The following is a 22,262-nucleotide window of genomic DNA, read 5'->3' as shown; positions in this document are numbered from 1 at the left end:
TTATTTTTAATCTTCCAATAATCTATGGGGCTTGGGTGTGATTCCCAATAGCTTTCTAAAGAAACTTTTCAGATCTTCCAGCAGCATGTAGTTCACAGGAATTAAAATCAGCGTGACAAAGGTGGTAAATAGCACCCCAAAGCCAAGTGAAATCGCCATTGGAATGAGGAACTGTGCTTGAGTAGATTTCTCTAACAGCAATGGGCTAAGGCCAGCGAAGGTGGTTAAAGAAGTTAAAATAACTGGCCGGAAACGTGCCGCACCACTCATGCTAACCACTTCTAACAAGGAACGGCCTGAGCGCTTCTGTCGGTTGATATAATCCACCAAAACCAACGAATCATTCACCACCACGCCGGTTAAAGCCAGCATACCCATAATGCTCATAATCGATAGCGACTTGCCCATTATTAAATGGCCAAGAACCGCCGCTGCTGCGCCAAATGGTATCACCGACATCACCATCAATGGCTGTGAATAACTTTTAAATGGAATCGCCAGCAGCACATAAATCACAAACAATACAAATACCAAACCTGCCACCAAGCTGGAGAAGGATTCATCCTGCTCCCGAGCTTCACCTTCCAGCGAATAGGTAACATCAGAATAATCGGCCAAAATGGTAGGTAAATCTTCAGATAATGCACGCATCACCGCACCAACATCACCAGTTTCCTTATTAATATCTGCAGTGACATTGGCGGTTCTAAAGCGGTTAACTCGCTCAATCGATAGTGGACTAACCCCTTGTTTTAATTCGGCCAACTGATTAAGCGGCAAGCGGGCACCATCTGGCGTTCGAATGATTAGGTTTTCCAGCTGGCTTAAATTACTTCGCTCTGATTTGGGATAACGCACCATCACCCGAATATCATCACGGTCCCGCTGAATTCTTTGCGCTTGAAAACCATATAACGCATTACGAACTTGGCTGGTTAAATCCCTCTGGGTCAAACCTAATGTAATCGCTTCAGGCTTGAGGATAATTTGTAGTTCTTGCTTACCTGAGGAAAGGCTATCGCTAATATCAAATATATCGGGAAATTGTTTTAACCGCTGTTTGATTAATAACGCCGCCTGTTTTAACCGATCAAGATCTTTGCCTTGCAACTGAATATCAACCGGATCCGAAGTTCGACCTATTTCTGCCCGATAATATAAATTTTCTGCACCTGCTATCGAACCAATGGCTTTTCTCCATTCATTCAACAGCTCGGGCGATGACACATCTAAGGTGCGTTTTTCTGGCGCCTGAATTTCAAACCAGACCCGGCCAACATGGCTATTACCACCACCGGCAGAAGATGAAATACCCAAAATAATACTTTCGCCGGTTAGCGGATCGATATACTTCTGCTGTATTTTTTCAGCTTCATCGACCATTCGAGCAACATGGCCTTCGGTTATTTCAAATGCCGTTCCAGCAGGCATACTCAAATAACCACGCGCCACTTCTGATTCAATTCGGGGAAAGAACACAAACTTTACCCAGCCACTAGAAACCAGAGAGAAGATAATAATCAGCAAGCCAATAAACACACTAATGCTTAGCCCGCGCCAGCGAAGTGCCTTTTCAAGAAATGGTTGATAAAAGCGTAATATTGCACGTTCAAAACCATCAGCAATTGCTTGTTGAATTCGGCTGAGCCGATTGCCTTCGCCGGGCTTTTTCATTCGTATGTGGCGCAAGTGTGCTGGTAAAATCAATTTCGATTCCACCAGAGAAAATAGCAATACCGGGATAATAATATAAGGAATTTGGGCAAACAATTTTCCTCGAGCACCTTCAATCAGCATAAGAGGAATAAACGCTGCAATCGTTGTTAGCACACCAAAAGTTACTGGTACAGCAACTTCTTTTGTTCCCTCAATAGCGGCTTGTAGCGGATCTTTACCCTTTTTTAAATGGGTATAAATATTCTCCCCTGTGACAATTGCGTCATCTACTACAATGCCGAGCACTAGAATAAATGCAAACAAAGAAAGGACATTAATGGATACGCCCAATTCTGGCATTAAAGCAAAACCACCGAGGAAACAAACCGGAATACCCGCAAATACCCAAAAGGCTACCGAAGGCCGTAAAAATAGCGATAACAGTAGCAGTACTAACAAGCCACCTTGCCAAGCAGATGTGGTTAAAGTGTTTAGGCGGGCTTTAACTATTTTGGAGCGATCGCGCCATAAGTTGAGCTTAACCGAATCGCCTAAAGTAACCTGCCGCTCTGCAACAAATGCTTTTACCGCATCGGCAACTTCTATCGCACTTTGTGTACCGGTTCGGTAAATCTCAATGCTCATTGCCGGCCGACCATTAAATAAATCTTGGCCAGGCGCATCTTCAAAACCATCAATGACCGTCGCAATATCACCCAGTAATAATCGGCTGCCATCGGCACTACTTCTTAAGGGGATTGCCTCAAAATCATCTCTCTGCCAAGCCTGATTACGGCTGGTTACTAGAATTTCACCACCCTGAGTTCGCAAGTTACCCGCTGATAAATCCAGCGAACTGACTGAAACCGCTTGCGCCACTTGAGCAAGCGTTAAATCATATTGACGTAGAACAGCATCGGATACTTCAATCGAAACTTCCCGATCACGGCTAACATCCAACTCAACTTGACTAACCTTGGGCAGTATTTGCAATTCATCTCGTAATTGTTCAGCCACCTTGCGCAATTCAGTTTCTGGTAAATCTCCACTGACCACTAAACTGATTACTTCACGCTTAGTATCGAATAGATTAACCGTTGGCCGCTCGGCTCCTGACGGTAAAGTAGATAATGCATCGAGGCGGTTTTTTATTTTATCTCGCAGTTCTTCAGGGTCGTAACTAGGTGAAACTTCAACTACTACGCTGGAAAAACCTTCACTACTGGTAGAGCTAATCTTTTTGACCCCTTCTAGGTCAAATATTTCTTCTTCCAACCGGCTGGTAACTGTTTGCTCAACCTCCGCAGGCTGCGCACCTGGCCAGCTAACTGAAACAGAAACTAAATCTAATTCAAAATCAGGGAATACTTCCAATGGCAGGCGAGAGCTTATTGACCAGCCACCCATCATTAAAATAAAAATCATTAATAAATTGGCAGCAACCGGATTGCGCGTAAACCAACTGATCATAAATCAGCTCCGGTTTGCTTGGCTTTATTTTTATCGGTTTTAGCTTTTTTTGCTACGGGTAATGAACTGTCTCTGGCTAAGGTACCTGTTACCACATCGGCACCTAGAGGGCTCACTACCAGCTGTTCACCGTTAGTAATTCCTTGAATAACTGATTGACCATCACTGCTATGCAATAACTGAACTTGCCGCGACTCTAAGCGACCCTGATTTAAAATCCATACTTGGTTACCTTGATGCACTGCCGAAGCGGGTACGACAAAAACCTGCTTTAATATTTTGCCTTTAATTTTCGCCTCAACAAATTGTCCAACTAATAATGGCGCTTGGTTCGACTGATGCTGAGATAAACTTGCATAAGGATTTTCGACTTCAGCAATTAAAGATAATTGACGATTTTGTGGATCAATTAAACCGCTACTACGAACAATTTTCGCCTGCCATTGCACTCGCTTGTTCGTTGCTGCGTTATTGCCTAAATCAGCGGTTAAAATGACATCGGGATAAACTGCTGGTGGTAAATTTAATAAACCTAAATCACGATTATTAACCGGCAGGCTGACTTCTACTCGGTCGATGGCAAATAAGCTGGCCAGCTGGCTACCGGCATTCACATATTGGCCGGGGCCGACAGAGCGGCTTTGCACCACACCATCAAAAGGTGCAAAAACAGCGGTTCGCTGGAGATTCAATTTAGCCTGATCAACGCGTGCAGTCGCTGAATTTACTGCCGCCCAAGCGGCCGAAAGCTGAGGCTTACGTGCAACCAACGGATCGGGAGCGCGGTTACCATTAATTACCTTCCAGTCAGCCAATGCTTGTTTAGCTTGAGCTTGCTCGGTAGCAAAGCCTGCTTCAGCGTTGGTCAAATCGGCCTCTGCTTGGGCCAGACTGTTTTGGTAGTCTCGAGCATCGATTTGCAGCAGCAACTCACCTTTTTTAACTTGGCCGCCCTGCTTAAAGTTTTTTCCCAGTTCAATTAATTGACCAGAAACTTGGCTAGATAAAGTGGTCGTTGAACGCGACGCCACCCTGCCAAATGCGGTTAATTCAATCTGATAATTAGTTGGCTGCAATTTTAATACATCAACCAGCCGTGCTTTTTGTACTTGTTGCGGCCGTGTTTTAGCTTGCGGCGGATTAGATAAAATAAATTTAGCTACAACACCGGCAACCAATAAAACCACAACTGCGGCAATAACTACTTTAACTCTCTGGCTCATGATGTCTCACTGGAAATTACGGCAAAGCTCTGGCACCCAGAGCGCTGTATAAATCGATACGATTAATTAATAGCTGAGTGGTGACAACTACTAGTTGCTGTTCTGCCTGATCGGCACTTCTTTGTGCTTCAAGTAGATTTAAATAATCCGTTAAGCCTCGGCCGTATTGTTCTTTGGTTCGAGTTTCTGCAGCACGAGATTGCTCTAATGCCACTTGATAAGCAGCCTGTTGCGTGCGCAAATGTTGCTCAGCAGACAAGGCAGTTTCAACCTCGGTTAAGGCAGACAGCAAACTATTGTTATAGCTGGCTTCTGCTATTTCAGCTGCTGCTTGATTGGCTTGTTGATTGGCCTTTAAACGCCCGCCGTTAATAATGGGCGCAGTTAAATTGCCTGCTAAATTCCACAGCAATCCTTGGCTGGAAAAAATATCGGAAAACTCATTACTGCGACCACCAGCGGCAGCTGTCAGACTAATCGATGGAAAACGCGCCGCATGTGCCGCGGCCAAACGGCTATCAGCGGCAGCCAATCGAGCTTGTGCAGCTAATAAATCAGGTCGACGGGTCATTAACTCAGAAGGAATACCGGCTGGTAATACATCCGGTAAGTTAGGAAGTGCACCGGCGGCTTTGATTTGTCCGGCAGGATAACGCCCCAACAAACTTTCCAGAGATAAAACCGCAGCATCCAGTGCTTGTTGGCGACTGGCGACTTCAGCATCAGCACTCGCCAGAGTCGATTTGGCCAAATGCACATCACCAATATTTCCCAAGCCCCGGTTATAACGCGCTTGTACCAATTCCAGACTGATATTTCGGCTATCTCGACGTTGCAGAGCCAAACGTTTTTGCGCCACGGCTTGCTGCAAATTGAACCAGCTTCTAGCAACCGATGCGGCAATGGTTAACTGAGCTGACTGCAAATCGGCTTCGCTGGCGAGGTAATCTTGCTGTGAAGCACTATTTTGATTGGCAATCCGCTGAAATAAATCCAATTCCCAACTGACATTAAGCTGCAGATTATGCCCGGTCGAGGTCAATTCATTGCTGCGGCCTCGCTGAGAACCGGCAGATAAAGAAAGTTGCGGTTTACCATCGGCACTAGAAATTCGCGCCAAGGCAGCAAAACGGCGCAAAGTTGCTCGGCTGGCTGCTAAAGAGGGATTAGCTTGTACGGCTTCTTTAACCAAAATAGTCAATTGAGGATCAGCAAGCTGACTGGCCCAGCCATCAATAGCTGATTCACTCTGCGCTGATTGCCAATTTTGCGGCAGTTCTGGCACAGGCTGAGCGTTTCGTGTCGGTGGATTCAGACTACAACCTGCCATTGCTAACGACATCACTAGCGTCGCGACTAATTTCATTACAGAAGGAGTTGAACCGATTTTTAATGAAACAGGTGTCATTACCAGAATCCATCACAGCTATAAATTTTCAATATTGTGCACTAGTTTTGGTCAACTTGAGCGTTAGCCAGAACAAATTGTGCGACAGTATTAACAGGGGTGATTTTGCCACGGAGAAGACTGCTTATGGTGTAATGAATATGAAAGTAGCCATGCTTATTTAACAGTCCAGCATCAAGCGCTAAAAATTTGCTAACGCCTCTCGTGTAAATAAAAGAAAATTATCTCACCGCTGGCAATCATCAAATAAGTTAACCAATGAACTCTACTTGACGGAAAGCCCGCGCCGACATCTTCAAATTCAACGTTATCAGCTGGATTATTCAACTCGTGCCTTAGTGCAAGAATTCTATTTCGGTCGGGCAAGGCTCTAGCCATCCATTTTCGAAAACAAATACGAATAATGTTCGTACTATCTTGACCAATTCTTACCCCACTAAAAAGAGACAAGAGTGCCTTACTCATCATAGGCTGGATTAAAAACTCCGGCTGATTGACCACATAATCAGGCAATCTCCGACAAGTAGGACACGATGTAATTGGCAAGGCTTGATTACTAGAAAATGGATCGACAGATGTTCCGACTCCGCGAGGAGCGTAATGATGTGAGTTCTCGACCCAGCGCTTCCAACAATTAGTATGAAAAATATGACCACAGCTAAGAACCGCAATTAGACATGGCTTTTCTACCGGTAAATCAAGTGCACAGACACCTTTAGGAAAATTAATATGGTCAACAGTATCGTCCCACCCCAGCTTTGCCGACATTAATTCATCAAGCTGAACCTCAGCAATTTCTTCTAAACAAATCGCACAATAAAATTTCATAAACCCCATTTCCCGGCCTGCACCTCAGCGATTAAGCAACAGATGCTTTCCCTTAGCTAAACCTCTATAATAGCCCGATTTTGCAGTCCCTCTGATCGCCCGAGTTATTCCCGGCCAGCCAGCATGGCGCTGTACCCTTATCCTTTGACTAGATAAAGTTATGTTCTATCAAGATAGCTATGAAGTAATCGTTGTTGGTGGCGGGCATGCAGGTACTGAAGCAGCTTTGGCCGCCGCTCGAACCGGCGTTAAGACGCTATTGCTGACTCACAATGTCGATACGCTGGGCAACATGTCCTGTAACCCAGCAATTGGCGGTATTGGCAAAGGCCATCTGGTTAAGGAAATCGATGCCATGGGCGGTGCGATGGCACTGGCCAGCGATGAAGCCGGAATCCAGTTTCGTACCTTGAATGCTCGCAAAGGCCCAGCAGTACAAGCGACTCGTGCGCAAGCAGATCGCATTTTGTACAAAGCCGCTATTCAACGCATTTTAGGCAACCAACCCAATTTGGAAATTTTCCAGCAGCCAGTTGATGATCTGCTGATTGAAAATGACCGCGTGGTTGGCGTAACCACTCAAATGAATTTGTCATTCCGCGCCAAAACCGTGGTGATTACTGCCGGTACTTTCCTCTCCGGTAAAATTCACATTGGTCTAGAAAACTATACCGGCGGCCGTGCAGGTGACCCTTCTTCCGAAACGTTAGCAGCTAAGCTGCATGATTTACCGTTTCGTATTGAACGGTTAAAAACTGGCACGCCACCTCGTTTAGATGGCCGCACTATCGACTGGTCAGTATTGGAAGAGCAAGCCGGTGATTTCCCAACCCCGATATTTTCTTATCTGGGCAACCGTGAAATGCAGCCAAAGCAAATCAGCTGTTTTATCGCTCGGACTAACCTGCAAACCCATGATGTTATCCGTTCGGGTATGGACCGCTCACCTTTGTATACCGGTAAGATTGACGGTATCGGCCCGCGTTATTGCCCATCGGTTGAAGACAAAATCATGCGTTTTGCCGATAAGGATTCACACCAGGTGTTTATGGAGCCAGAAGGCCTAACCACCCACGAAGTGTATCCCAACGGTATTTCCACTAGCTTGCCATTTGATATACAAATCGGTTTAGTGCGCACAATGAAAGGCTTGGAAAACGCCCGAATTATTCGCCCAGGCTATGCGATTGAATATGACTTTTTTGATCCGCGCGATTTGAAAGCATCTTTAGAAAGCAAATTCATTGCAGGCTTGTTCTTTGCCGGTCAGGTTAACGGCACCACAGGTTATGAAGAAGCAGGCGCTCAAGGTTTGATTGCCGGTTTAAATGCTTCGCTGCAGACCCAAGAAAAAGAAGCTTGGACGCCGCGACGTGATGAAGCCTACATCGGCGTATTAATTGATGACCTAATTACCCTTGGCACCAAAGAGCCCTATCGGATGTTTACCAGCCGCGCCGAATATCGCTTGTTGCTGCGTGAAGATAATGCCGATATTCGTTTAACCGCCAAAGCACGTGAATTAGGCTTAGTCGATGACCATCGCTGGGCAACTTTCCAGACCAAACTAGAATCGGTCGAGCTAGAAAAACAACGCCTAAGTACTTTAATGGTGACGCCACATTCTGATGCCGGCAAAGCATTAATCGAACAAACCGGCCAAACCATGAGCAAGGAACAACTGGTCGATCAATTACTGCGCCGCCCAGACCTGACCTACGCCAAGCTAATGAAAATTGACGGTATTGGCCCGGGTGTTGACGATGAAATGGTCGCCAACCAAGTGCAAACCCAGATTAAATATGCCGGTTATATTAGCCGTCAGTTAGAAGAAATTGAAAAGCTGCGCCGTAACGAAGAAACCAAATTGCCCGAGCAAATGGACTTTGCTTCTATTTCTGGATTATCTAACGAGATTGTCCAAAAACTACAAAATCATAAGCCAGAAACACTCGGTCAGGCTTCTCGTATTTCCGGCATAACACCTGCCGCTATTTCATTATTGTTAGTGCATCTTAAAAAACGCAGCTGGTTAAAAGGTCAGCAGCAGAACGGAGAGAAGTTCGCCTGATGGAACAGACTAATTTTGATCGTAATGCCTTGCTAGCTCAGCTGGAACAAGGCATTGCCAATATGGCACTTTCATTGCCCGAAAGCGCACCAGAGCAGTTAATTGATTATTTACAGCTGCTGCACAAATGGAATAAAACCTACAACCTGACGGCGATTCGTGAACCAAAACAAATGGTGATCAAGCATTTGTTAGATTCGCTTTCGGTCGTACCACATATCGATGGCCATCAGGTTTTGGATGTGGGCACCGGCGGCGGTTTGCCCGGTATGGCGCTGGCAATTTGCTATCCAGAAAAACATTTTTTATTACTCGACTGCAACGGTAAAAAAGTACGCTTTTTAATTCAGGCGATTGGCGCTCTGAAATTAAAAAATGTGACCGCACTACAATCACGAGTGGAATTACTCGATCGCGAAGAAGGCTTTGCTCCTAAATGGTCAGGTTCTGCCGCTGCCGGGTTTGATAACATTGTTTCCCGTGCATTTGCTTCTTTACAAGATATGATCGACGGTTGTCATAAGCTAATTGCCAAAGATGGCGTCTATCTAGCTATGAAAGGACAGTATCCTGAAGAAGAATTGTCACAACTGCCCGCAGACTGCAAACTGGTTAGCAGTAGTGAATTGAACGTACCAGAGCTAGGAGAAGCTCGGCACATTCTCAGGATCTCGCAACAACACTCAGGCTGAGGAACATCGTGGCAAAAATCATCGCAATGGCCAACCAGAAAGGCGGCGTTGGCAAAACGACTTCTTGTGTCAATTTGGCGGCCTCTTTAGCCGCAGCTAAACGCAAGGTGTTGCTGGTCGATCTAGATCCGCAAGGAAATGCCACTATGGGCAGTGGTATCGACAAGCAATCACTAGATCTTTCGATGCTGGATGTTTTGCTCGGTGAGCAACAAGCGGTGGACATTGTCCATGTAACCGACCCAGGTGTTTATCATTTGTTGCCTGCCAATGCTGATTTAACCGCTGCTGAAGTAGAAATTCTTGAATTGCCGATGCGGGAATACCGGTTAAGCTTGGCGTTAAAACCGATCCGCGATGAATACGATTACATTCTGATCGATTGCCCGCCGTCACTGAATATGCTGACGCTGAATGCGTTTGTCGCGGCAGATTCAGTATTAATTCCAATGCAATGTGAGTACTACGCATTGGAAGGTCTCTCGGCGCTGCTCGATACCATCGATTCGATCAAGGAGCAGTTAAATCCAGGGCTGGAAATCGAAGGTTTATTGCGCACCATGTATGATCCTCGTTCCAGCTTGACCAAAGATGTTTCTGCACAGCTCACGGTACATTTCGGTGAGAAGGTTTACCGCACAGCAGTACCAAGAAACGTACGTTTGGCAGAAGCCCCCAGCCATGGATTACCAGTATTACATTACGATGGTAAATCCAAAGGTGCCGTATCTTATCTGGCACTGGCCGGTGAAGTAATTCGCCGCAATGAAGGCAAACGGATTCGTTTTAGTTCTAAAAGAGCCTGATTCGAGCTAGCTTATTTAAATGCTTTAACGACTATTTTGATTTCATCACGCTTATGGAAAACACATGGCAGCGAGAAAAAGAGGATTGGGCCGCGGATTGGATGCATTACTAAGTGCTGCCAAAGTTAGGCCTGAACCGACTGAATCTTCTACAGAACAACCTCTAACTGATCAAGATTACCAAGCGGTTTCTAACGGCGAAGATCAACAGCTACGTCAACTGCCAATTGAATACTTACAACCAGGTCGTTATCAGCCCCGCCGTGATATGAACCCGGAAGCACTGGAAGATCTAGCGGCATCAGTAAAAGTCCAAGGCATTATTCAGCCAATTGTTGCGCGGCAAATTGACAAGTCCGGCAAGCAATTTGAAATTATTGCTGGTGAGCGGCGCTGGCGTGCGGCACAACTTGCTGAGCTAGAGCTAGTACCGGTCATTATTCGTCAGGTAGAAGACGAAGCTGCCATCGCCATGGCTTTAATTGAGAATATTCAGCGTGAAGATCTCAATGCAATGGAAGAAGCCAGAGCATTACAACAGTTGGCTGATGAGTTTCAACTTACCCACCAAGAAATTGCTGAAGCAGTGGGTAAATCTCGTACCGGCGTCACCAACTATTTGCGCCTCAATCAGTTAAATGATGATGTGCAAAAACTGTTGGAATATGGCGATCTCGAAATGGGTCATGCCAAAGCATTGCTCGGTTTATCCGGCAACCAGCAAAGCGAAGTCGCACAACAAGTTGTCGCCAAGGGCATGAATGTTCGGGAAACCGAAGATTTGGTCCGCCGCAACCAGCAGCCTGAGCAAAAGCCAACAACTAAATCGATTGATCCAAATATTAATGAATTACAACAGAGATTAACCGATCGTCTGGGTGCTAAAGTTGCGGTTCAGCATAGCGCTAAGGGCAAAGGTAAATTGGTAATTCATTATAGCGACCTTGATCAGCTAGATGGCATATTGGCGCACATCGAAAAATAAATATTTCCTATTAAAAAAGCCGCAAAAGCGGTTTTTTTAATGCTTTCTATTTTAGGTGAAATTAATGCTGCATATGAGTCATCGCAATTTTTGTGTCTCTAAAAGCTGCCTGCATTAATGCTAAAATATCTGGTGCTTGCTCTAAACGATTCTCACGAACCGACTGCTCTAAATGTCGAGTTAACTCAGCCATTCTTTTAGCGCCCAAAGAAGCGCAACTAGATTTTAACGACTGCAACAATCGTTCTAATACTTTTAAATCAGCATTTCTGGTAGCCGCGGCAATGTCTTCAAGAAAACGCGGTGTTTCTGCAATATAATTTTGCTTTATTTCATCAAATGCTGCACCAGTAATTTGGCGCATACTATTAAACACTATCTGATCAAGCAATAAAATATCTTGAACTTCTCTGCTTATAACTGCAGTAGTATCTTCGCGCTTTGCAGAAAAAACACCTGAACCACCAGATCTTTCTAAAGGCATCGGAGTTTGTGTTTTATTAATCCAATCTGAAAGCTTACTTTGCAGTAGTTTCCTTTTAACCGGCTTGCTAATGTAATCATCCATACCTGCCGCTAGGCACTGCTCTCTATCACCTTCCATTGCATTGGCCGTCATCGCAATAATAGGCACATGCAGCCCTGAGTTTGATTCTTTACGGCGAATGGCGGTGGTTGCCTCATAGCCACTCATTATTGGCATTTGGCAATCCATTAAAATGACTTTTGGCGAAAACTTTTCCCAAGCCTCGACTCCTTCCTGACCATTATTAGCAACCTCCACTCGGTAACCAATTTTACTCAGCATTGCCAGAGCAACTTTTTGGTTCACGACATTATCTTCAACCAATAAAATGATATCTGAAGATTGCCTGGCCTGCTCATCTACTGCATGAACTACAGCATTTTGTTGTTTTTTCGCCTGATGGCGGCCCAGCACATCGGCAGTTAATTGTTTAAGCTTTTCTCTTTTATACGGTTTAGATAAGCAACCATCTAGACCGTTATCTGATTGCTCTTTAAGGCTCATCATACCCGAAGATGACAGCATGATTCGACGAATGTTTTCCAGTCGCGGTGTTGCCTTCATTTTTCTTGCCAGCGACAATCCATCATCACCTGGCATATTTAAATCTAAGAATGCAATATCATAATCGTTGCCGTTATTTGCTGCATTCAACATTTTATTTAATGCTTCATCGGTATTAACTGCTTCTTCTGAAGTCATTTGCCATGCATCGAGATAGCGACGCAGTATCTCTCTATTAATGTGATTATCGTCAACGATCATCGCTCGTTTACCGGTTAAAACAACTGGGTCGCGAATTTCATTTTCAATCGCATTGGGGCAGATTTTCATGGGTAGTTCAAAGTAAAAAGTAGAGCCTTTCCCTTCCTCACTATCAATGCTAATTTTTCCACCCATTAACTCCACCAGCTGGCGTGAAATTGCCAAGCCTAAGCCTGTTCCACCAAATTTCCTGGTAGTACTTCCATCTGCCTGAGTAAATGCCTGAAATAGTTTAGGTACTTTATCTGCTGGAATACCAATTCCGGTATCTTGAATAGAAAAACGAACCATTGCCATGTCATTTTTACAATCAGCTAACTCAACCCTAGTCACTACCTGACCTGTTTCAGTAAATTTCACCGCATTACCCACCAGATTAGTCAAAACCTGGCGGATTCTTACTGGATCTGAAATCAATGATTTTGGCAGGCTAACATCGGTGAAACAAACTAACTCCAATTGCTTTTCACGTGCTTTTCCAGCTAACAATGCACAGACTTCATCTGCAACATCCATTACATTTAGTTCTACTTTTTCTATCATCATTTTTCCGGCTTCCATCTTTGAGAAGTCCAGAATATCGTTGATAATTAACAGTAAAGAATCTGCCGAACTGTATGCTGTTTCTACAAAATCACGCTGTGTCTCATCTAGTTCTGAATCTTTTAAAAGATCCAGCATTCCTAGCACGCCGTTCATTGGTGTGCGGATTTCATGACTCATATTGGCTAAAAATGAACTCTTGGCTTTAGCTGCTTCTAGCGCTTCTTCTTTAGCTTTGTTTGCTTGGCGTATTGCGCCTTTTAATTCTTGGTTGGAATTAGACAGCTCTTGCGTTCTTTCGGTTACTGTATGTTCAAGCTTTTCTTGGTGCTTGATTAGTGTTTTTTCCTGACGACTAATCTGCCGCAGCATTTCATTAAATCGATCATATAATTCACCAATTTCATCATGGCCATGCTTTTGAATTTGGTGTGAATAATTTTTTTCAGTGGCAATCCAATTCATGGTTTCTGATAATTCAAGAATTGGCCGAGCAATTAATTTTTGAACTCGCGCGCTTAAACCAATAGCAACTAAAATAGCCAGCAATGCAATGCCCAAAGCAAGTATCAGATTTTGTAATAGCTTGTATAACAGAGGTGTTAAGTCAGCTAACATGTGGATGTAGCCGATCAGCTGGCCATCCATCATTATTGGCTGGCCTACATACAAATCAAGACCTTGTGTATACTCACCTGGCTCTGCCATAGTTTGATATTGATGTTGATAACTAGACGAATCACCATATTTAGCAAAAACATCACCGTTTGCATTGGTAATTACTGCATGCTGAATATCAGGAATTGCAGCTAGGCTCCCTAGCAAAATTTCTGCACCTTCAATATCATCAAAACTCAAAGCAGCTTGACTGTTGCTACCCACCAATTCAGCCACAGTTTGTAACTTGCTGACGATCGCTTCTCTTGTCTTCCACAAATCATTAATAGTGAAAGCAATTAAAGTAACCAGTAATGCAGCGCCCGTTGTCACAACCAAAGCATGCCGAAGCTTCTTTTTGATTGGCCAATCATGCATTCCGCTCATCTGGCTAGTCTCCCTGACTTTTGATAATTTTTGCCAATCGTAGAAGCTGAGATTTAAAATTAAACCCTGCTTTCGATGCATTTTTACGGTGGATTAAAAATCCAATCCGTTTTCCTTTCATTTCCAATTCAACCATTCCGCCAGACTTGGCAAAACCTTTGATATCAGAGATAGTTAAAATACCTTGTTCATTGTGCTGTTGAATCCACTGTTTCATTTGTTCTGCTTTTGGATGCAAGAATGCAATGTGGCAGTCAATATCTTTGTTCGGATTTTCAAGGTAACTAATTTTAATTGTTTTACCTTGACTGACTTTATCATTAACTGCATTTAATGCTTTTCCAAATGGATTTATACCTACCACGCAAATTTTCAATTCATCGCCGTCTGCTACTGAATCGGGCCATTGAACAAATTTAGTTATTTTATAAATAATCGCTGACTTTACTGCATATTCTGAAGCAGCACATACATTGGTAGATAGGCTTAATAACAAACTACTCACCATCCAAAACTTCAGGCTTTTATTGAGGTGATTTACCATGGGTAGATCCTCATTTGAAAATAAAAGCCTTTTTTAACTTCTACTGGTACAAAACCAGTAACCTGCTCTGCAAATTCAGCATGGCTATCTGACAATAAGTTTTGCCCAACTAGAGACATTTCTATTCCATCTAATTGCCATGCTAATCGTAAATCGAGATTCCAAAAAGATGGAATGTCAGGTTCTCTAAGATTGTCTTGGAACCTGAGCCAGCTATCCAGCTCAAAGCCTCCATCAAGATCAATGCCTGCAGTAATACTAACTTGATGATCTGCGCTAATACCTTCAGCCAGATCTTCATTACGACTAGCACTGGGATTATCTTTATTGGCATGCGCGTGGGTTTGCAGTAAAGAATAATTGCCCTTTACTTTCCAACCATCGCCTTTCCATTCAGCTGATAACTCACCACCCCAAGTTTCGGCATCCATGCCATGTTCTAACTTTCCATTAACATAAAGCAGGTTAGGAATTGAATTAAATGTTGAAATGCATATGCCAAAAGTTGGATTAAAGCTATCTCCATCGAGGCAGCTACCTGTCGAAGTAGCACTGGCGACTAAATCATCATAAAAATGTAAAAATAATGCGACATCATAATTAAATCGATTATTAACTTTATGTTTAAACCCACCATTTAAAGCTAGCAACGATTCCGATTCCATATCTATATTGCCAATGGCACGCAAATATACTGGCAGTACACCAATACCAGGAATAGGTGCTTCGGCCACTTGCCGGGGGGTTAAGATATCGATTTCTCGTTCAATAATCGTAGGCGTTCTAACCGCGCGAGAAATGGCCATCCATACAGTTTGCTTTTCTTTTGGCCGCCAAAATAATCTCGCATCGGGCTGCCATTCAAATCCTGTGTATGGGTTGTTTTCAAATCGGCTACTGAGTGTTAATCGAAGTTTTTCAGGAATTAACTCGAATTCATCTTGAATGAATGCTGAGAAAAATGATTCTTTTTGATCATTGCTGATATATGAAGAATAGTCAGTCGGTAGTAACTCGTGGTCGCTAATCCGACCTTCAATACCCCAAATCAAATGCTGATTTTCGCTGATTTTTATACCTTGCTCAAAATCCAGACTGTATATGACTCTTTTTTCTCCAACCCTTGGATCTAGGCTTTTGTAGTAATCAACATAGCTTTGCAGTTGGTATGAAATATCATCGCTATCACCCCACTGATATCGCCATAATAAATGGCCACCTTCTTGTTTGCGATCTGGGTTATTTGTACTAAGAACACCACTCTGCTGATTCAAAAAAAATAACTGCGGTTTGGTATTTCCAGAATAATACTGTGCATCCAGCATATGACCGGATTCCCAATCTAAACGGCCACCAAACCGCTGAACTGTCCAGCCATCATCTGCATCAGATCCGTCAGTAAAAACACTATCGCCTTTTTCAATATGTTTGAACCAGCTTCGATAGCTACCGCCAGAGAACTCATCGCCATAACGCCAGCTAAGTTGGCTTTTTTCTTGATTGCCTGCAGAAAAACTAACAAATGCTCCTTGTGTATTATCTGAATGACGGGTAATAACATTGATAACGCCATTCACGCCATTGGAGCCCCACATCGCAGCGCCAGGACCTCTTAAAACTTCGATACGCTCGATATCTTCCAGAATTAAATCTAGAACATCCCAACTCGCACCAGAAAATAGTGGCGAGTAAACGCTGCGACCATCAATCAGTACCAGTAATTTATTTGCAAAGGATTGGTTAAAACCGCGAATGCCTACTGACCAGTTATTGGCGTTAGTTCGAGAAGCTTGAAAACCTGGAACTAACCTCAAGGCATCAATAATTGAGGTGGCGCCGCTACGTCGAATATCTTCAGAAGTAACCACTGAAATCGCCGCTGCAGCGTCAAAAATGGATTGTGCGCGCCGAGAGACTGAAGTCACCTCCATATTGACCAGTTCTTCCAGACTAAGCCCCAGTAGCTTGTCTGCCAAAACGTCATCGGCTGGCTTAGCGAACCCAAAGGAAGAGAACCCAAAACAGCAAATAAGACAGATAGCTTTATGAAGCTTGTCAGCAGATATCTGCAACAAGCACACCACTCCATGGTGAAATTAATACCTTAAAGCTAGTTCACACAGGGAAACTTGGTGGATGTTGAACAAGAGGTTTGCAAGCAGACTCACAAAAATACCGTCAGAAAGCGTTCTGACGGTATTTTGAAACAAATAGAAACCGAAAAAATCAAAACGGAAATTAGTCGATCTTCAACCAGGATAATGCATCAGCAAAGATGTCTTTACGCTGCGCACCTTTAGACTCCAGTACTTTAACCATTTCAATGATCATTTCAGGTTGGCCACACAGATAACTTTGGTACTCAGCTAGTTGGCTAAAATCTTCAGCGATTGTCTGCTGAACCCAGCCTGCTCGACCCTGCCAAGCGTGTTCTGGAAGTGCATCAGAAACCACAGGCACATAACAAAATTGTTGATATTGCTGACTCCAAGCGTTTGCTTGAGCATCAGCATATAAATCTTCTGGCACTTCAGCGCCAAAATAGAATTTGATAGGCCGATTAGGATTATCTGCTAATGCTTGTTCGATCAAGGCGCCAATCTGACTAAAGCCGGTTCCTGTCGCAACAAATAATAACGGCTGGTCGGCGTTCTCACTCAATAAACATTGGCCATATGGACCACGCAAGCGGATCGGCAGATCACTTTTTAACATACTTAACAAACGCGCTGGCAGCTCGGAACCTGCTCGACAGCGAATATGCATTTCCAGTCGACCGCTGGAATCTGGCTTGTTGGCAATTGAAAATGGCAATGCAGAATCATCTTCAAACAAGAATTCCAGATATTGTCCGGCTTTGAATTCCAGTGCGCACTGTTTATTAGCAGGTGATAATTGCGCGATATACAAGGTCGAATTAAGCTGCTTCAGGGAGTGAACCTGATAATGGCAAAGCTGGGCATTTTTGCTCAAGGATGTGCTCCTAACTACTTTTAGCTTTTGCTTGAGGCTGGCAAAAGTAATTTATTGTGGCATTGCCGTCAAATTCATCAACAATAACCATATAATAAAAAAGGATTATTTCTAATCCTCTTTTCGCGCAATTTAATCTAGCGGGATGTTCAGTTTATCCCACATCTGATCTACCCGATCTTTTACCGATTGATCCATAGTGATTGGTTCTCCCCATTCACGGCTAGTTTCACCCGGCCATTTATTGGTTGCATCCATACCCATTTTTGAACCAAGACTTGCAACCGGTGACGCAAAATCCAAATAATCGATGGGTGTATTCTCAATCAGTAATGTATCGCGTGCTGGATCCATTCGAGTGGTTATCGCCCAAATTACATCGTTCCAGTCGCGGGCATTGATATCGTCATCACAGACCACTACAAACTTGGTATACATAAACTGACGTAAGAACGACCAAACTCCCATCATGACTCGCTTGGCATGGCCGGGATATTGCTTTTTCATTGTGACAATTGCCATCCGATAGGAGCATCCTTCAGGCGGCAAATAAAAATCGACAATTTCTGGGTACTGTTTTTGTAAAATCGGCACAAACACTTCATTAAGCGCCAAGCCTAAAATTGCAGGTTCATCTGGTGGCCGCCCGGTATAGGTGCTGTGGAAAATCGGTTTCTGTCGCATAGTAATTCGCTCGACAGTAAATACCGGAAAACTTTCTACTTCATTGTAATAACCGGTGTGATCACCAAACGGGCCTTCTGGCGCCATTTCATTAGGGTGAATAACACCTTCAAGAACAATTTCAGCTGAGGCTGGTACTTGAAGATCATTACCGATCGATTTAATTACTTCAGTACGACTATCTCGTAATAAACCGGCAAAGGCATATTCAGATAAAGTGTCTGGTACCGGAGTAACCGCCGCCAAAATAGTCGCAGGGTCTGCACCTAATGCGACAGATATCGGAAAAGGTTTTCCTGGGTGGGCTTTTTTCCACTCATGAAAATCTAGCGCACCACCTCGATGGTGCAACCAACGCATAATCAGTTTATTTCTGCCAATTAACTGCTGGCGATAAATACCTAAATTCTGCCTTGGCTTTTCTGGGCCTCTAGTGATCGTCAGACCCCAAGTAAGCAGCGGGCCTGCATCACCGGGCCAGCAGGTTTGAATCGGCAACTGGTTTAAATCAACCTGATCACCTTCTAAAATTATTTCCTGGCAGGGTGCTTTGCTGACTTGTTTCGGTGCCATGGTGAGCACTTTTTTATAGAGCGGCAGCTGCTTGAAAGCATCCTTCATACCCTTGGGCGGTTCAGGTTCTTTCAACGCAGAGAGAAGCTTGCCAACTTCCCGCAAAGCCTCAACTGAAGATTCACCCATACCCAAAGCAACACGCTCTGGCGTACCAAACAAATTACCCAATACTGGTATTGAATGGCCGGTGACATTTTCAAACAACAATGCCGGCCCAGCGGCACGCAGGGTACGGTCACAGATTTCGGTCATCTCCAGCACCGGTGAAACTTCTTGCTTCACACGTACTAGTTGACCTTTCTTTTCAAGAAGTTTGATGAAATCACGCAGATCCCTGTACTTCATTTGCTTTTCCGAGGCAGCCAAAACCGCGCCAGTATATACCCAAGCTACTTCAAGGTGTGAGTTTCAGAACTTCTGAGAGAATCATGGCTGAGGTGTTTCTTTTTATTTCCAAGAACGGAATGTATATCGCATAAAGCATGGGCTCTGGTACGGACATTCATGGTCGCTCTCTTCAAAAGAGATGCAACAATGAGCATGGCTTACTCAGAAATTTTCGAAGAATTGGTTTAAGCATTCACTAAAGGTGATTGTTTTTAGTAGATTTAGTTGTCAGAACTTTGAAATTGAATTTTTATACTAGGTCACTTTAAGGTGTGCATTCATCATGAAGTGGTTTGGGTATAGATAATAAAACGGCAGCTCAAGGCTGCCGTTTTGAATATTTTACTTACTGACCGGATCAACTAATGGTGTAGGAATATTCGCTGGAGGCAAGTCACCGTGCTCCTCCAGACAACGGCGAATATGATGATAATGGCTAGAAACTGCTTTAGCAGCAGCCGTTGCATCACCCGCTAAAATGGCATCAACAATATGACGATGTTGTGAATCCATTTCGTTACGTGCATCTTCGTTGGTTAATGCTGCATTCAAGTTGCTAGCCGCAGTGCGCTTAAGCAATTGATACATCCAACGGAAGGTATTAAACAGTACTTTGTTACCACTCGCTTTCACTACTGCTAGGTGGAAACTAATATCCATTTCTGCAGGTGTTTGCTCATATTCATGCTTAAGGTGGTTAGCTGCATCTAAGCATTTGACCAGCTCAGCCTTGTCTTCATCACTGGCGCGTAACGCGGCAAGTGCTGCTGCCTGTTGTTCCAAAAGGTTTCTAAATTCTAACGTATCGTCAACAAGTTCGGGGCAGATTGCTAGCAAATCAGCCAATGGGCCGATGTAGGTATCACTCAGACTTGCAGTGACATAAGTGCCACCACCTTGACGGCTGAACAATAAGCCTTTGGCTATTAATTTCTGGATTGCTTCACGTAATGAAGGGCGAGAAATTCCAAAGCGCTCGGCTAAAACTCGTTCAGGAGGCAAGCGACTAGCAACAGGAATTTCACCTTCGAGAATCATAGCTTCGATCTTGGCCATGATCGTATCTGATATTCTTGGAGCTTGTTTACCTGCAGCCATCTTAACGCCTATACACCGCTAGGGTGCCTAACTAGAATAAACTGACTCAATTACAGCAAAAGCTACACAGTTCTGCACGATTAAGCCGATAAGAAAACACAATAAAGCGCTCTGCGCATATTTATCAAAACACAGATCAACAAGTAACCGGAAAACAGCCACTTATTTCTTTAACGGCAGGATTTTTGCCTTATGCGAAGATAATTGACATGCACTAACCAATCCTTGCCCTCCGTAAATTTGCTTCCACATCATATGACTGTATGTAATACAGGCGCTTAGTGGACTTGGTGCAATGCGACTAATTTGTTCCAACTTCCATTGAAATGCCCTTAGTCTCAGTTGCCTGTCAGAAGCGGCTTGATCAATCACTTCATTGACCATTTTCTGTTTTATCTGATCAAGCTTTTTCGGATTTTTCTGAGCTAATTCAACCCACTGGTCAAAACTCAATTGACTAAAAAAAGACTGACTCATCGCGCACCTCTTTCGAGTAATGTTATGCCGGTGCGATATCTGAATGATCATTCAGATCGGTAAGACCATTTTAGCCGCTAAAACATTTTTAGCGCATCGATTATTTTGACTGGTAATAAAAAAGGGCCCGCAGGCCCTTTTTTAAAGATTTTTCAGATCAAATGCGCTTCATCGAATCAAAGAATTGCGCATTGGTCTTGGTATCTTTCAAGCGATCCAGCAAGAATTCAATCGCTGACAACTCATCCATCGGGTGGAGAATTTTGCGCAGGATCCAAACCTTTTGCAATTCAGCTGCTGTAGACAGCTTTTCTTCACGACGGGTGCCGGAGCGGTTGATATTAATCGCCGGATAAAGACGTTTTTCAGCAACCTTACGATCCAGATGGATCTCCATGTTACCGGTGCCTTTAAATTCTTCGTAGATTACTTCGTCCATCTTAGAGCCAGTATCTACTAAGGCAGTTGCAATAATGGTCAAGCTTCCGCCTTCTTCCACATTACGTGCTGCACCAAAGAAACGCTTTGGACGATGCAATGCGTTAGCATCAACACCACCAGTCAACACCTTGCCTGATGACGGCACAACAGTGTTGTAAGCACGTGCCAGACGAGTAATCGAATCCAGCAGGATCACTACATCTTTTTTGTGCTCAACCAAACGTTTGGCTTTCTCGATGACCATTTCAGCAACCTGAACGTGACGGCTTGCTGGTTCATCAAAGGTAGAAGCAATCACTTCACCTCGAACCGAACGCTCCATTTCTGTTACTTCTTCTGGGCGCTCATCAATCAGCAATACCATTAAGTAACATTCAGGGTGATTAATCGAAATGCTCTGGGCGATATTCTGCATCAGCATTGTTTTACCAGCCTTCGGCGGTGAAACAATTAGGCCACGCTGGCCTTTACCAATCGGTGCAGAAAGATCGATGATTCGAGCGGTGATGTCTTCGGTACTGCCATTACCACGCTCCATTGACATTCGTTCATCAGCGAAAAGTGGCGTCAGACTCTCAAACAAAACTTTATGTTTAGCAGCTTCTGGTCGCTCAAAGTTAATCTGATCCACTTTCAGCAAAGCGAAATATCTTTCACCTTCCTTTGGCGGCCGGATTTTACCTGCAACGGTATCACCAGTTCTCAGACTAAATCGTCGGATTTGGCTGGGAGAAACATAAATGTCGTCTGGGCCTGCCAGATAAGAGCTGTCTGCTGATCGCAAGAAGCCGAAGCCATCTTGCAAAATTTCCAATACTCCATCGCCGTGAATGTCTTCACCACTTCGGGCGTGAGCCTTTAGGATGGCAAAAATCATATCTTGCTTGCGAGAACGGGAGATACTGTTTAGACCCAGCTCTTGGGCAATATCCATTAATTCTGAGACGGGTTTTTTCTTAAGCTCGGTTAGGTTCATAGCTCATGACTGATTAGTGCGGCTTTTCTTCCTGCGTTTGATAACTCAATGCAAAGCTTTGAGTAACAATTTGCAGAACTTCCCGAAAG

The 22,262-nt window shown here is 44.0% G+C and carries 16 protein-coding genes; 4 read left to right on the top strand and 12 right to left on the bottom strand.

The window, feature by feature from the left end:
- Positions 1–6: 6 nt before the first annotated feature.
- The 4 genes from DC094_RS14860 to DC094_RS14845 all read right to left on the bottom strand — a co-directional run bounded on the left by DC094_RS14860 (position 7) and on the right by DC094_RS14845 (position 6,585).
- A complete protein-coding gene (locus DC094_RS14860) occupies positions 7–3,126 on the bottom strand; it encodes an efflux RND transporter permease subunit (RefSeq protein WP_116687912.1) in 3,120 nt (1,039 codons plus the stop codon).
- Positions 3,123–4,349, bottom strand: coding sequence for an efflux RND transporter periplasmic adaptor subunit (locus DC094_RS14855; protein ID WP_116687911.1), 1,227 nt, complete (start codon positions 4,347–4,349; stop codon positions 3,123–3,125). The genes DC094_RS14860 and DC094_RS14855 overlap by 4 nt, the downstream gene beginning before the upstream one ends.
- A gap of 16 nt (positions 4,350–4,365) precedes the next feature.
- On the bottom strand, positions 4,366–5,757 hold the full coding sequence (locus DC094_RS14850) for an efflux transporter outer membrane subunit (RefSeq protein WP_116687910.1): 1,392 nt from the start codon (positions 5,755–5,757) through the stop codon (positions 4,366–4,368).
- A 192-nt stretch (positions 5,758–5,949) separates the two neighbouring features.
- The gene (locus DC094_RS14845) at positions 5,950–6,585 is read right to left on the bottom strand and encodes an RING finger protein (RefSeq protein WP_133245566.1); all 636 of its coding nucleotides are present in this window, start codon (positions 6,583–6,585) and stop codon (positions 5,950–5,952) included.
- A 160-nt stretch (positions 6,586–6,745) separates the two neighbouring features.
- Here DC094_RS14845 and mnmG point away from each other — a divergent pair, with 160 nt between their 5' ends.
- The 4 genes from mnmG (at position 6,746) to DC094_RS14825 (ending at position 11,139) form a co-directional block, all read left to right on the top strand.
- Positions 6,746–8,656, top strand: coding sequence for a tRNA uridine-5-carboxymethylaminomethyl(34) synthesis enzyme MnmG (gene mnmG, locus DC094_RS14840; RefSeq protein WP_116687908.1), 1,911 nt, complete (start codon positions 6,746–6,748; stop codon positions 8,654–8,656).
- Entirely contained in the window at positions 8,656–9,348 is a 693-nt protein-coding gene (gene rsmG / locus DC094_RS14835) for a 16S rRNA (guanine(527)-N(7))-methyltransferase RsmG (RefSeq protein ID WP_116687907.1), read from the top strand. The genes mnmG and rsmG overlap by 1 nt, the downstream gene beginning before the upstream one ends.
- An 8-nt stretch (positions 9,349–9,356) precedes the next feature.
- A complete protein-coding gene (locus DC094_RS14830) occupies positions 9,357–10,154 on the top strand; it encodes a ParA family protein (RefSeq protein ID WP_116687906.1) in 798 nt (265 codons plus the stop codon).
- A gap of 64 nt (positions 10,155–10,218) precedes the next feature.
- A complete protein-coding gene (locus DC094_RS14825; RefSeq protein WP_116687905.1) occupies positions 10,219–11,139 on the top strand; it encodes a ParB/RepB/Spo0J family partition protein in 921 nt (306 codons plus the stop codon).
- Between the two features lie 61 nt (positions 11,140–11,200).
- Here the strand turns inward: DC094_RS14825 and DC094_RS14820 are convergent, their stop codons facing one another.
- From DC094_RS14820 to rho, 8 genes are all read right to left on the bottom strand, one after another.
- Positions 11,201–14,017: a hybrid sensor histidine kinase/response regulator gene (locus tag DC094_RS14820; RefSeq protein ID WP_158527344.1), complete on the bottom strand. Its 2,817-nt coding sequence runs from the start codon at positions 14,015–14,017 to the stop codon at positions 11,201–11,203.
- Positions 14,018–14,021: 4 nt separating this feature from the next.
- Positions 14,022–14,513 carry a YfiR family protein gene (locus tag DC094_RS14815; protein WP_158527343.1) on the bottom strand — a complete coding sequence of 164 codons (492 nt, stop codon included), beginning with the start codon at positions 14,511–14,513 and terminating at the stop codon, positions 14,022–14,024.
- A gap of 41 nt (positions 14,514–14,554) precedes the next feature.
- Positions 14,555–16,537: a TonB-dependent receptor plug domain-containing protein gene (locus DC094_RS14810; RefSeq protein WP_133245565.1), complete on the bottom strand. Its 1,983-nt coding sequence runs from the start codon at positions 16,535–16,537 to the stop codon at positions 14,555–14,557.
- A gap of 262 nt (positions 16,538–16,799) precedes the next feature.
- Complete coding sequence (locus DC094_RS14805; protein WP_116687901.1) at positions 16,800–17,534, bottom strand: NAD(P)H-flavin reductase; 735 nt, start codon at positions 17,532–17,534, stop codon at positions 16,800–16,802.
- 132 nt (positions 17,535–17,666) lie between these two features.
- Complete coding sequence (gene ubiD, locus DC094_RS14800) at positions 17,667–19,139, bottom strand: 4-hydroxy-3-polyprenylbenzoate decarboxylase (RefSeq protein ID WP_116688004.1); 1,473 nt, start codon at positions 19,137–19,139, stop codon at positions 17,667–17,669.
- 384 nt (positions 19,140–19,523) lie between these two features.
- Positions 19,524–20,279: a FadR/GntR family transcriptional regulator gene (locus DC094_RS14795; protein WP_116687900.1), complete on the bottom strand. Its 756-nt coding sequence runs from the start codon at positions 20,277–20,279 to the stop codon at positions 19,524–19,526.
- Positions 20,280–20,441: 162 nt separating this feature from the next.
- A complete protein-coding gene (locus DC094_RS14790) occupies positions 20,442–20,756 on the bottom strand; it encodes a DUF3135 domain-containing protein (RefSeq protein WP_158527342.1) in 315 nt (104 codons plus the stop codon).
- A 157-nt stretch (positions 20,757–20,913) separates the two neighbouring features.
- Positions 20,914–22,173 (bottom strand): transcription termination factor Rho, encoded by a 1,260-nt coding sequence (rho, locus tag DC094_RS14785; RefSeq protein ID WP_116687898.1) that lies wholly within the window; start codon positions 22,171–22,173, stop codon positions 20,914–20,916.
- Positions 22,174–22,262: the final 89 nt, after the last annotated feature.

The sequence above is a fragment of the Pelagibaculum spongiae genome, assembly GCF_003097315.1.
Taxonomy (GTDB): Bacteria; Pseudomonadota; Gammaproteobacteria; order Enterobacterales; family Pelagibaculaceae; genus Pelagibaculum; species Pelagibaculum spongiae.
The sequence above is the reverse complement of the archived record's forward strand: the minus strand, read 5'-3'. Positions and strand labels throughout refer to the sequence as shown.

What these genes read in the sequence shown, in the direction of transcription:
- DC094_RS14860 (WP_116687912.1), bottom strand. Translation starts at nt 3,126, where the DNA reads ATGATCAGTTGGTTTACGCGCAATCCGGTTGCTGCCAATTTATTAATG.
- DC094_RS14855 (WP_116687911.1), bottom strand. Translation starts at nt 4,349, where the DNA reads ATGAGCCAGAGAGTTAAAGTAGTTATTGCCGCAGTTGTGGTTTTATTG.
- DC094_RS14850 (WP_116687910.1), bottom strand. Translation starts at nt 5,757, where the DNA reads ATGACACCTGTTTCATTAAAAATCGGTTCAACTCCTTCTGTAATGAAA.
- DC094_RS14845 (WP_133245566.1), bottom strand. Translation starts at nt 6,585, where the DNA reads ATGAAATTTTATTGTGCGATTTGTTTAGAAGAAATTGCTGAGGTTCAG.
- mnmG (WP_116687908.1), top strand. Translation starts at nt 6,746, where the DNA reads ATGTTCTATCAAGATAGCTATGAAGTAATCGTTGTTGGTGGCGGGCAT.
- rsmG (WP_116687907.1), top strand. Translation starts at nt 8,656, where the DNA reads ATGGAACAGACTAATTTTGATCGTAATGCCTTGCTAGCTCAGCTGGAA.
- DC094_RS14825 (WP_116687905.1), top strand. Translation starts at nt 10,219, where the DNA reads ATGGCAGCGAGAAAAAGAGGATTGGGCCGCGGATTGGATGCATTACTA.
- DC094_RS14820 (WP_158527344.1), bottom strand. Translation starts at nt 14,017, where the DNA reads ATGAGCGGAATGCATGATTGGCCAATCAAAAAGAAGCTTCGGCATGCT.
- ubiD (WP_116688004.1), bottom strand. Translation starts at nt 19,139, where the DNA reads ATGAAGTACAGGGATCTGCGTGATTTCATCAAACTTCTTGAAAAGAAA.
- DC094_RS14795 (WP_116687900.1), bottom strand. Translation starts at nt 20,279, where the DNA reads ATGGCTGCAGGTAAACAAGCTCCAAGAATATCAGATACGATCATGGCC.
- DC094_RS14790 (WP_158527342.1), bottom strand. Translation starts at nt 20,756, where the DNA reads ATGAGTCAGTCTTTTTTTAGTCAATTGAGTTTTGACCAGTGGGTTGAA.
- rho (WP_116687898.1), bottom strand. Translation starts at nt 22,173, where the DNA reads ATGAACCTAACCGAGCTTAAGAAAAAACCCGTCTCAGAATTAATGGAT.